Annotated in this window: 8 protein-coding genes; all 8 read right to left on the reverse strand. The window is 54.0% G+C overall.

Features of this window, described 5'->3' with window-relative positions; all coding sequences use genetic code 11:
* Position 1 precedes the first annotated feature (1 nt).
* Entirely contained in the window at positions 2 to 1501 is a 1500-nt protein-coding gene (locus ASF69_RS21510) for an ATP-binding protein (protein ID WP_244475551.1), read from the reverse strand.
* A complete protein-coding gene (locus tag ASF69_RS21515) occupies positions 1498 to 3384 on the reverse strand; it encodes a sigma-70 family RNA polymerase sigma factor (protein WP_082469822.1) in 1887 nt (628 codons plus the stop codon). The genes ASF69_RS21510 and ASF69_RS21515 overlap by 4 nt, the downstream gene beginning before the upstream one ends.
* Before the next feature lie 125 nt (positions 3385 to 3509).
* Positions 3510 to 4733: a type II restriction endonuclease gene (locus tag ASF69_RS21520; RefSeq protein WP_062590523.1), complete on the reverse strand. Its 1224-nt coding sequence runs from the start codon at positions 4731 to 4733 to the stop codon at positions 3510 to 3512.
* Positions 4730 to 5188 (reverse strand): very short patch repair endonuclease, encoded by a 459-nt coding sequence (locus ASF69_RS21525; protein ID WP_062590524.1) that lies wholly within the window; start codon positions 5186 to 5188, stop codon positions 4730 to 4732. The genes ASF69_RS21520 and ASF69_RS21525 overlap by 4 nt, the downstream gene beginning before the upstream one ends.
* Positions 5181 to 6440, reverse strand: coding sequence for a DNA (cytosine-5-)-methyltransferase (dcm, locus tag ASF69_RS21530; protein WP_082469843.1), 1260 nt, complete (start codon positions 6438 to 6440; stop codon positions 5181 to 5183). The genes ASF69_RS21525 and dcm overlap by 8 nt, the downstream gene beginning before the upstream one ends.
* Positions 6441 to 6629: 189 nt before the next feature.
* On the reverse strand, positions 6630 to 8093 hold the full coding sequence (locus ASF69_RS21535) for a hypothetical protein (RefSeq protein ID WP_062590527.1): 1464 nt from the start codon (positions 8091 to 8093) through the stop codon (positions 6630 to 6632).
* A gap of 61 nt (positions 8094 to 8154) precedes the next feature.
* Complete coding sequence (locus ASF69_RS21540; protein ID WP_062590529.1) at positions 8155 to 9399, reverse strand: PD-(D/E)XK nuclease family protein; 1245 nt, start codon at positions 9397 to 9399, stop codon at positions 8155 to 8157.
* Positions 9400 to 9537: 138 nt separating this feature from the next.
* A partial coding sequence (locus ASF69_RS21545; RefSeq protein ID WP_244475552.1) for a hypothetical protein occupies positions 9538 to 10891 on the reverse strand: 1354 nt, incomplete at its 5' end.

A 10891-nucleotide genomic window follows, 5' to 3' on the forward strand; every position in this document is an offset into this window, starting at 1 on the left:
ACTATTCCTTCGGTTTAAACGTGAGTGTTTCGACAAATGCGGACCAAGAATCGAACGGCTCGGTTACAGCCATTTGCCGCCGAGCCTGTTCCTCTGAAAGGCCCTTTCGGCTCACGAGATTATTGAATACCGTCTGCATGATGGATATCAGCTCTTCCGGCGGTGTCCCGTCGAAGCCGGTCTTCGGTGTGTCTTTTGCCTCCGCCGTATCAAGCCAGATCTGTTGAACCGGGACCGTTTCCTCTATAATCCGGAGCATTGCCAGGACGTCGGCCCGCATCGCCCCCCCCTGCTCGAGCACTGCGGCTACCGCGGTATGGTTCTCATCTATCCTGTATCGGATACCACCGGACAAACGATCTGCGCGCCACGCAGGTGCGACAGGCCCCCCCCTGGCGCTTCGATCCGGTTTGCCGCGGAACGCAAACACTTTGCGTGCCCGTTGGCGCACATCTTCGGCAAACAGGGACAGTCGGGGACGGGCCTCCAATGGAGGTCGTGCTGTCGACTTTCGGATGTCGATCTTCCAGTCTTCATCGGCGCTGTTCGGGATATCGAGCTTGATCCGTGCAAGACGAAAGGGCTCCTCCTTTGTCCAGGAACGGCCGCGACCAAGTCCAAGCCAGTGCCCTGCTACGAGGAGGCGTTCGTTCCGATAAACGTAAAAGCCTTGCTGCGATGTCCAGCCATCGGGGCCAGCCGCATCGGTCCAGGTTTTCTCCGGAAGACGATCCTTGTGCGGAAGAACAAACCCTTCAACCGCTATTTCGTAACCGTTGACAGAAAACCTGTCGCGGCCGGAGCGCCAGGTGTCCGCGCGGCTTTCGAGAAAAGGGTCCCATGCCTGAACGGGCTTGCTGTTGATACGGATCGCCAGCTTGCGTGAGGCGAGGTACCGATGAAAAACCATCGCCAGATGTTTCTCGATGACATCAATGACCTCAAGAAAATCCTGTGACCTTGCGCCGCGCGGAACAATGCGGTCCATATTCTCCCAAAGTACGAGCGTGCCATGATCGAGCAGTTCCAGGTTTTCGAGGAGCGACGCTGATCCATCCGCCGGTCCTTCTAAAAGGGACCAAGAGCCGCTTCTGTCGTCGCGTAGAACATCAAGGTCCCACCTGAGTGTGCTGGTAATATTGTCTCTTCGTGATGCCACGGTGAGGCGTCGTGCCTGCGAAAACGAGGCAGTTTTCAAGCCGAGGCCGAACCGGCCCAGATCGCTGCCACTGCGCTGTTCGAGAGGGCTTCTTTCACCGAGGCGCATCGCACGGTCGAGAAGAACATCATCCATTCCATCGCCATTGTCGAGAATGGAAATGGCACTCGATGTGCCATTCCAGACGAACGTGAGGTCGACCGTCGTGGCATGGGCTGCAATACTGTTATCAATGATGTCAGCAAGCGCTGTGGCTGCAGAGTAGCCCAAGCCACGCAGCGCCTCGATCATGGCACTGGCGCGCGGCGGCGCATTGCGCGTTCCTCTGATTGGTTCACTCAAAGGAACGCCTCCAGCTTCTTTGACCTGTTAGGGTGCCGGAGCACGCGTAAGCCCTTTGCCTCGATCTGCCGGATGCGTTCTCGGGTCACGTCGAATTTTTCTCCTACCTCTTCGAGCGTGTGCTCCTCAACGCCTCCCATTCCGAAACGGAGGCGAAGCACCCGCTCCGTCCGCGCTGGCAACTGCAGAAGCATTTCGCTCGTCAATGCACGCAAGTTTGACAAATCATGACGGCGATCGGGGGAAGGGATGCTGTCGTCAATTCGCGATCGCGAAATGGGCGGGAAGGGGGAACCCGGGATAGCGAGGACATTCTTGATCTTTAAGGGAGAAACCTCCAGTTCGCCCGCAATCTCTTCGATCCCCGCCTCGCGGCCGAGCGCGGCTCGTGTTCGTTGCCGGATGCGTTCCGTTTTCCGTACAAACTCACCAATATGAACCGGTACGCGTATGAGGCGAGACTGGTCTTCGATAGCCCGCAACATGGCCTGCCGTATCCACCAAACCGCATATGACCCGAACCTGCTGCCTTTGATGCTGTCAAACTTTTCCACCGCCCGCATCAGCCCGATGTTACCCTCTTGGATGAGGTCTTCGACGGGTAATCCTCTTCTGCGGTACCGGTACGCCAGCCAAGGCACCAGCTTCAGTCCTCCTTCCATGCCCCGATCTCTGGCTCTCCGGTAGTTATCGAGTGCCAGTCTGAGATTTCTAAGGTCGTCCGCGTCCGAATACTTTTGCTCGAGCTCATTAGAAAGCTTAATAAAATCTCGGAGGAAAAGCTCAGGTGCCGAGGGTTCGCCGGCATTCGTTTCGGAACTCTCATCATCTCCGGTCTTCAGAATATCGCTGTCTTCATCAGCCTCGTCCGTAAAGTCGTCCGCACCCTCTTGGGTTAGCAGAAGATTGTTCTGTTGGGCCAAAGGGTTTACATTCAGAAGCCTGGTGAACGCATCCACGAGCCGCGTCCGGGCATCAGCGAGCTTTCCGAAAATTCTGGCCTCGCGATCGGGGCTGAACGGTCCGAAGTCGGCAATCTCAATTTTGTACTTGTCAGCAGTATTCAACGAGCTGGCGCACGTTTCTCGCAGATTGTCGAAAATCTCTTGGCAGAGCTGGAGATCCCGGCTTACGGGTTCCACTTTACTGATGGATTGGAAAGGATTCCCGGGTCGGGCAGGAAAAACCCTCACGTTCGCCGCCGCGAGTAACTGACGCAATTGACGGATATGCTCGGGACTGGCTCGTGTCCATGCAGCACTAAGATCATCGTCAGTAAGCCATCCAGCGGCGAGACCGCTCGCAATCAATGCGTGAACCTTCTGCGGGATTGCGGCTATGGGTCTTTCAGTGCCGCTGGTTGGCAGGAATATATCGGCTAGTTCCCACTCGTCACGCTCACGGGTCACCCGATGTGATGCAATGGCAACCTGCAACGCAATGACATCCACATCGGCCACACGACTGTCAAAGGGCGCGTGAAACTCTTCCTCGGCCTCCCAGCCTTCAAGGTAAGATCCGCCCTCATCAGTGGCTGAAGCTGTGTCAGAGACCGCAGGCGGCGGCAAGCCAACCTTGGCCTGAAGACTTGAAGCGATAGAATGATGGCCATATCTCTTGGCGAGGTCGATCGCAGTGCAACCCTCAGCATCGCTAAGGTATACATCAGCGCCCTCGAGGAGAAGCAAGTCGCAAATGTCAGACCGGCCGCTTGTCGCAGCTATCATTAATGGGGTTCTGCCGTGACCGTCCCTTCCGTTCACCGGAGCGTTTCGACGCAGATGAAGCAGAACGGATGCTTCCTCGCCTTTTATCAACGCAAGGCGAAACAACGGAGAAATACCAGTGAACAAGGATGATGGTTCGAGAACACGAGTACTCACCGTAGGCGTCCAACAATTCCCGTCGAGACCTTTGCTTCCACGTGATTCCCCCTGCTGACCCGTCCCCTTTCACATCTCTACATTGTCTAAATTAAAAAACAATTCCCGTAATTCGATCTGTCTTATTACTGTTGTGCCTGTCGACTTCTGACCAGACCAATGAAGTCCTTCACGCTTATAAGCCAATCACGCTGTGCTCGCCGAAAGGACATCTGGATACTCTTGGGAATGACCAATTGTATTTGCTTCGCTTGCATCTCCGCGGTCTGATTTTCCGAAAGGCCAGGCTCAAGCGTCAGCAGATGCTTTTCGGGAACTCGCTGTGCTTCAGAAAGCACTTGGCGCCAGCGATCCTTTAGCGTCGATTTTGATCCAAGCATCGTCAACCGCTCTGAAGGAAAATTAACGTCGTGATATTCAGTCTGGCCCGGGAAAAGAAAATCCGGCTTGTTCCGATTCTCGGTTTCAGCCCCCCTTGCGTAAGAAATTCCATGATCAGTGAAGACTGCCTCAAGATGGTTTTCAAGGGCTGAGCCGGCGCGGGATTTACGGCGATTCTGAACACTGAGAGAAAAACTGAGGAAGCCATCGACATCAGCGCCATCGGCTGCCTGAAAACCGCTGCCGATCCGCTCTGCGACGATCCGCCTTTCCAGCCTGCGGAACAGCTGTTCCTCACGATCCATCCACGCTACCAAAGCACCGTCAGCATCATCGCGCGCCGAGACTTCTGGAAGTGATGTCCGGGCAAGACGCGAAAACTCTCTCGTTCCGGGAAATTTTAGGCCGAAGGGCTCGATTAACGTGTCGAGCCTGTCAGCTTCTGGCTCTTCAACATCAAGCCCAAGCTCGTCGAGAATATAGCGAGCTGCAAAGTCAAGCTCCGCGTCATTGTTGCCTTTCACCTGCTGGAATGCGAACTGGAACTCTGGCTGTTCGTAAAGGCCGAACAGCCAGGCAAGCTGGTTCTGGATGGTCGTGTCTGACGGGGTCACAATAACTAGTGCCGATCCATCCCGACATATGGCCAGAAAGAAGACGTCACCAGAAGACATCATACTGGTGATTTCATTTCCGTAGTAGTAAAGGCGGTACTCGGTACGTGTTGGGTGGCTTCTCCTTGCGTCATACCAGCTGATCATGCCCTCTACGGTAATGGCTTCCTGCTCTTCACCCAGCCAGATAAAGCGTGTGGGGATGTTTTTACGATCGTCATCACCCAGGAGGTGTCGAAGCGAAGCAGAGCCGTTGAATTCATGCTGATTGGAGTTTGCAGGAGTTGTCTCAACTGCGCTGAGCCGTTTGACGACGATCCCTTGAAAATAGTCTGAAAGAAATCCCCTTTTCATGCGCTCCGCCCCCGGATTTCCAGTTTCGGCGCATCAGCCCTGAGCCAGAGTGCGCACTCGGCAATGAGATCCTCAAGAGGAAGCCTAGTTCTTCCCTTTATGGCGCACTCCCAGACTATGCATTGGCGCCATCCATTCTGTGCGAGAACGACTTGCGAGCGGTCGTCAACTTCTCTGTTCCGATTGATTTTGGCGAACCAGAACTCCGGCCGACTTGAAGGCCACTTGAAGAGATGACAATCATGACCGTGCCAGAAACAGCCGTGCACAAATATCACTGCCCGGTATCTGGGGAACACAAGATCCGGCTTCCCGGGAAGACGATTGTCGTGCAGACGGAAACGGAACCCGAGACCGTGAAGTCCTCGTCTCACGATCATTTCCGGTTTTGTGTTTTTGCCCCGGATACCGGACATCATCCGACTTCTGGTCTCGGGAGAAACAATATCAGCCATTCGCAGTCATCGACACCCTTTGTGGTCTGGTCACAGAACGAATTGCCGAGATGAGCACTGGCTCATGCTCGGCCTTTCGAAGTGCCGCCATGATGTGCCTTTCCATGGCCTGCGCAACAAATTCCACAACAGGCACCACGACAGCGTTTCCAAACTGCCTGTAAGCCTGGGTGTCAGAAACAGCAATCTTGAAACGCCGGTCGCCCCGATCAAAACCCATCAGGCGAGCACATTCGAGTGGGGTCAGGCGCCGCGGTCTTTTGCCCGGCTGCTCGACCAGAACTTCGGAACCATCTTTGTAGTAACGCGCGGACAACGTCCGGGTAACGTCATTGGGACCGAAGAGGCTGAAGCCAAAGCCGTTGCCCTTGGACTGGTGTTTGGCCTTATAGTTCTGAAGATACTCCCAGAGTCGTGGCGTCAGGGTATATTTCGGATCGACTTCCTCGTGCGGCTCAAGAATGCTGCCCAGCTTGGGGCCATTCTTTGGGTCCGGAACAATAAGCGACTTGAAATCGAAATCTGTCGGCTCTCTGAAGCCAACAATAAAAACCCGCTCTCGCTTTTGTGGCACCCATGGTTCGGAGCTTATCACCCTGTGTTGAACATGGTAGCCCAGCTCATTTGCAAGAACATTCATAATAGTAGCAAACGTGCGCCCACCATCGTGACGTTCCAGATTTTTCACATTTTCCAGCACGAATGCGGCAGGTCGGTGATGCGCGATTATCTGAGCCGTATCGAAAAATAGTGTTCCCTGGGTATCGCAAAGGAAGCCGTGGGGACGTCCCAGCGCATTTTTCTTGGAAACACCGGCGATCGAAAATGGCTGACACGGAAAGCCAGCGAGCAAGACGTCATGCTCAGGAATTTTTCCGGGATCAGTTGAGAACTCGCGAATATCGCCGCCGATCTGGTGATTGTCACGATAGTTGAGGGCGTAAGTTTTCTGGCTGTATGGATCCCATTCTGATGTAAAGGCACAGTAGCCACCAATGCTTTCGAAACCCAGACGCAGACCACCGATCCCGGCAAACAGGTCGATGAACCGAAACTGCGTCGGCGGTTCCGTGGATCCCTGCTGCACGATCCTTTCGAGCGCCTTTATCTCAAGTCGCCTAGGCTGGCTCTCACCATCTTCATATCGCCTGGCAGTCCTCAATGAGACATCCAGTAATTCAGCCGCCTGCGCTAAGGTCATTCCCGCCTTCTCCCGAAGAGCTGTAAATTCTGAGCGGGTATTGTGGCGCATGATGTCCTCGAATCGCTGCTGGGTCAATTTGTGACAAAATGACAGAAAGCTTCCTAGTTATCAATCTATGTTCTATATTTGTTCTTCAACAAAAGATCGTCGGTCCAACGTCATTTTTGGAGGGTACTCAAGCAACAATTTGGCTCGAAAACTGCGACACTGCCGCAGCGATATTAGCGTTCTGACGTTTTACGGTAAACGAAATCCGAAAAATGCGCGCGTTGCCGCCGGAAATGTGACGACCAAGGCGTCCTTTCGATAGCTGAAGTCATACAAAAGGACCGTAATATTGGCCGCCAATACAGCCTCCGTTATTTGATATTGAGGCGCGCGAGGAAGAAGCAGCACTTTGATTGCCCCTTTCACCCCGTTGATCATATGATCGTATAGATGAAGCTGTCCGACACCAGTGTAAATGTCCGATGCAAACGCAGTCGTTTTGATCTCTAGCAGAAATCGCAAATCATCGGTTTTCAACAGACCATCTACCTCATAACCTGCGGCATGGCTGGGCTTTGTAAGATCAGCTTTATTTTGATCAGCTATTTCCTTGAGTGCTTCCCAGACATAACCCTGCTTGCGCAGGACTTCCCGCTCGGCTCGATAAGCAGCCTTCTGCAGATATGATCCGGCGATTTCCGGAGCTCCGTATATTATGGAGCCGCTGACTTGCATCTCGTCGCCTGGGGACCGTGCAATGGCGCACCGCTTTACAAACTCCAGAGTTCCAACAGGTAAATCTACGGATGATCTGTCCAGAAGCTCAACAGGGTACCAGCTACGCTTGGCAGCTTTAACCTCAACGGGCCTCAGGCTCGTGAGCTGGCAAAATTCCTTATCTATTCGGCCGCTCAACCGGTTCTTGTGCAAAACGCCCTGACGAAGCAGCCAACGCCGACCATCTTGATCAATCGCGACAGTGCCGAGGCGATCTTCCGTGCTGGCGTCCTTGGGTGGATTGATCTCAACAATCCAGTCCCTGCCTGACCTTCCAATACCGAACCGTGTTTTTGGAATGCTGCCATCCTCACTCTCCACGATCTGGACACGTATGTCCGCGGAGGGGAAGTAGTATCTGTCTTTGCCGATATCCTCTCCGGTTCGCAGCATCGAATGCCAAAGCATAAACCACTCCTGCCAGCCGCTTTCAACGATTGTCATTTGCAGGCGCTGGACATCAACGTCGTCACCAAACGTCAGAAACGCGTTCAGACTTTCCGCAGACCTGAAACCGGGAACTGAAATCTCAAGCCGTATCCTGCGCGTGCCATTGCCGGGAGAGTCCGTCTTGGCAACTTCTTCGCCGGTCACAACTTTTATGGATTTCTGCTCTCGCGAAATGTGCTTGCAAAGCTCATCAGTATCAAGCCGAGCGAGGTCCAGTTCAGAAGTCTCCGGAAGCAGGAGTTGATGCCGGAACATCAACCCCGCATTGACGGCCTTCCTTGCAGGACCGCTGTCAAGGTGAACTTGCCTCATCGTTACGTCGACCGAGGCTAGGCGGTGCAGGAGAACCTTAAGACCGGGAATATAGTCCGGGTTTCGTGCTTCATCACCCGTGCCGCCCCGGGAATGGAACGTGATGACAAAATTTTCATCTTCACCTTCGATATCAAAGCTCGCTCGCAGATCGTGTCCGTTATCTCTTATCATTTCTTTCCGGAATCTAGTTTGGGCGTCCGAGGACACGGATGGCGAATCTCACAGCTGATCGTCAAACACTTTGCGGGAAATGTTCGATATCAGCCAGCGAGCGCAAACAGGCATCAGCTACCTTTTCTATCGCCGACATGGCGATGAGGGTTGCGCGGCCGTCGGCTATTTTCACCCAGACATCAACATCTGTTTCCCAATCCCTCGCAAGGGGACAGAGAGCGTTCTCGGCTCCTAAACTTTGCCACCAGGGCCAGTCCTCTCCGGCGCCGCCGTGGCTGGCACCAAGGATACTGTTCATCGCACGGTGCAGATTGCTGCCTGGGAATTTAGCGCCCTGCCTCTTTTCAATACCGATTGCTAGTGAGTTAAAGTTCGCACGATCAAACATGAAGCTGACAACAACAGGCGACCGCTCATCGAAATCGACCCTGATCGCGGAATACCTCGCTGGCGTGAATCCGGCAGTAAACTTCCAGCCCTTTGCCTTTATTACCTCACCCAGCTGCTGCTCGAGTACCCTGGCGAGCCGAGTCTTCAAAGCGAGAGCAGTATTGGCAATTAGCAGGGACGCTTCCACTGACTTTGGAGTTGCGGCCATCACGTCAGTAATATGTTCCTGATCCGACATATCGGAAACCCCTTGAAATTTTTTGCGGATAGCTCTGGAGACTTCGTCAAGAAATACCGTGACCCGGTCTGCCCTGCAGATTGCCCTGCAGGCGGATAACCATTCCAGCATCGTCGCGTTATAGGAGACAAGATGCAGGTGGGCGCTTTTGACGCGAGCTTCGGCGGTTTTCAACGTGATGCTCTTTTCATTCGGAGCCGTGCCGTTTGGTGTAAGATACAGGAGCCTATAGTCCCGAAGGCTTAACCCATCCAGATACTGAAGGTAGCGCTGTAGTTGATATGGCTGATCGTCAGCATCGGGCTTGTTCTCTATCGCAAGCACGCGGCCATTTGATCTCACCATGATGTCAATGCGACCGTCCCCTGTTACATGCTCGAGGTAAACCTTGGCCGATGAACATTCCTCCGGTGACCATTCTCCTCCTGTGAGGGCCAGCAACTTCTGTAGGAATGCCCCACCCTGTCCGTGTGAACCATGCGGCCGAAGGAGCCATGCGATGACCCGGGACAGGTTCAACTCATCAATTTTCATGAAGTCCAGCGGATTGAAGTCTGGAGCGAGCCTCTCGCTGTACAGCGATTTAGCCCGGAGCAGTGCTGCGTGGTGCGCTGACACCTCCACCAGTAGGCTGCCAACGGCGCCGACGGCGTCTGGCGAATTCTGAAGTGTCATGAAGTTGCCCTTGGGAAGGAAGAAAAAAGTTAATGTGGGACATTTTCAGCCTTAAACCCTTAACAATCGTAAATTGTGGTCGAAGCCAGGCTCAAAAATTTCTTGTGAGCACAGGTTGAGCGGCCTTCTCTACTCACATCAATCATATCTGGAGCGATATCGGTCCTCTGGTGCTTGCCAACTGTCGATGAAATCTAACGGATCAACGCTTCCCATCATCTGACGAGCGAGCGCCAGTCTTTCCTTAAGTCGCTGCTTTCGCTCTTCTGCCGCGCCCGCCAGCCGCTGCTCCGCATCCGCAAAGAAACGCTCAACGACCATCGCCCTCCCCCAGCTGTCGATGATGTCGGCAAGTTGCTTCTGACTGGCGTTGAGAGCCTGCTCAACCTGCCTGGCATCCTCACGGCGGCGATAGCGTTCCCATTCCTCTTCCTGCTCCTTCCTGCGCTTAGCCTCAGCTTCATCTTCAGCCAGCATCATTGCGAGCAGCTTTTCTTTGGCCACCCTTAATGCCTGAACAATTTCCGGTATCTTACCGGACACTTCTTCCGATGCTGAATCCTGCCACTGCTGCGTCCAGTCCACACCGCGTTTCGGGGAGTAGGCAACAATTCTGAACCGTCCTGAGGGTAAATCCTGTTCCGTCGTCCACGAGTGCGTTAACTGCCAGCTCTTCAGCGACCTGACGAGCTTGCTGTCCTCTCGATGATAGTCTCCACTGACGTACCTCATCGTGACGCGTTCGGTCATCTCCGTGATGGTCAAGCCGATAGGCACGTTGTCGATGACTACTACGGTCGGCCTGTCCGGAGCCCAGATCATACCAAAACAGTAACGCCCGTACTTACGGTCTTTACGCTCGAACTCGCGTTCCTCGATCTGAATTCTCGAAAAATTTTCTGCAGCTCCAGCGATCTGAACGTTCAACCCGACTTCGCTGAAGGCCAGGTAAAGCTTGTTTGCGATCACAAGGGCTCGGGGCAGCGCTTCCGGTGATGATATTATATCCGGCAACAGCCTCTTCCACGGACGCAGAAACTCATTCTTTTCGGCACCCCGGGTTTTCCGAAAGTGTTCCTCCGCTCCGAAAAGCAACGAATGATGTGCGGACCGACGATGCTTCGGACCTGTTTTGACCTTTGTTGGCGGTTCGCCCTCTGACTTGGGCGCCCGCGGCTTTCGCGCGACAACCAGGCGCGTTGCGATCTCGATTGCGTCATCCGGACCCTCTGGAAGGATAGGGAGATCAGGGGCAAGGCCCAACGATTTCCGTGTCCAATATCCTGACCCCGGATAAGGAATCTTGTGTTGCTTGCAAATCGCGGCCAGAGCTACACCTGTTGTCTCCAGTTCCGGCCCGAGTTTACTGAGTGGCAATTCACATACCTTCCTGAACAGCTCCGAACGCGTTAGTTTCATCAGCACCTCCATCCCTACAGGTGACAGCCTATCATCATGACCTAAGAGAGAGAGAGAGAGAGAGAGAGAGAGA

Origin of the sequence: Rhizobium sp. Leaf311, assembly GCF_001423445.1 — a bacterium.
Taxonomy (GTDB): domain Bacteria; phylum Pseudomonadota; class Alphaproteobacteria; order Rhizobiales; family Rhizobiaceae; genus Agrobacterium.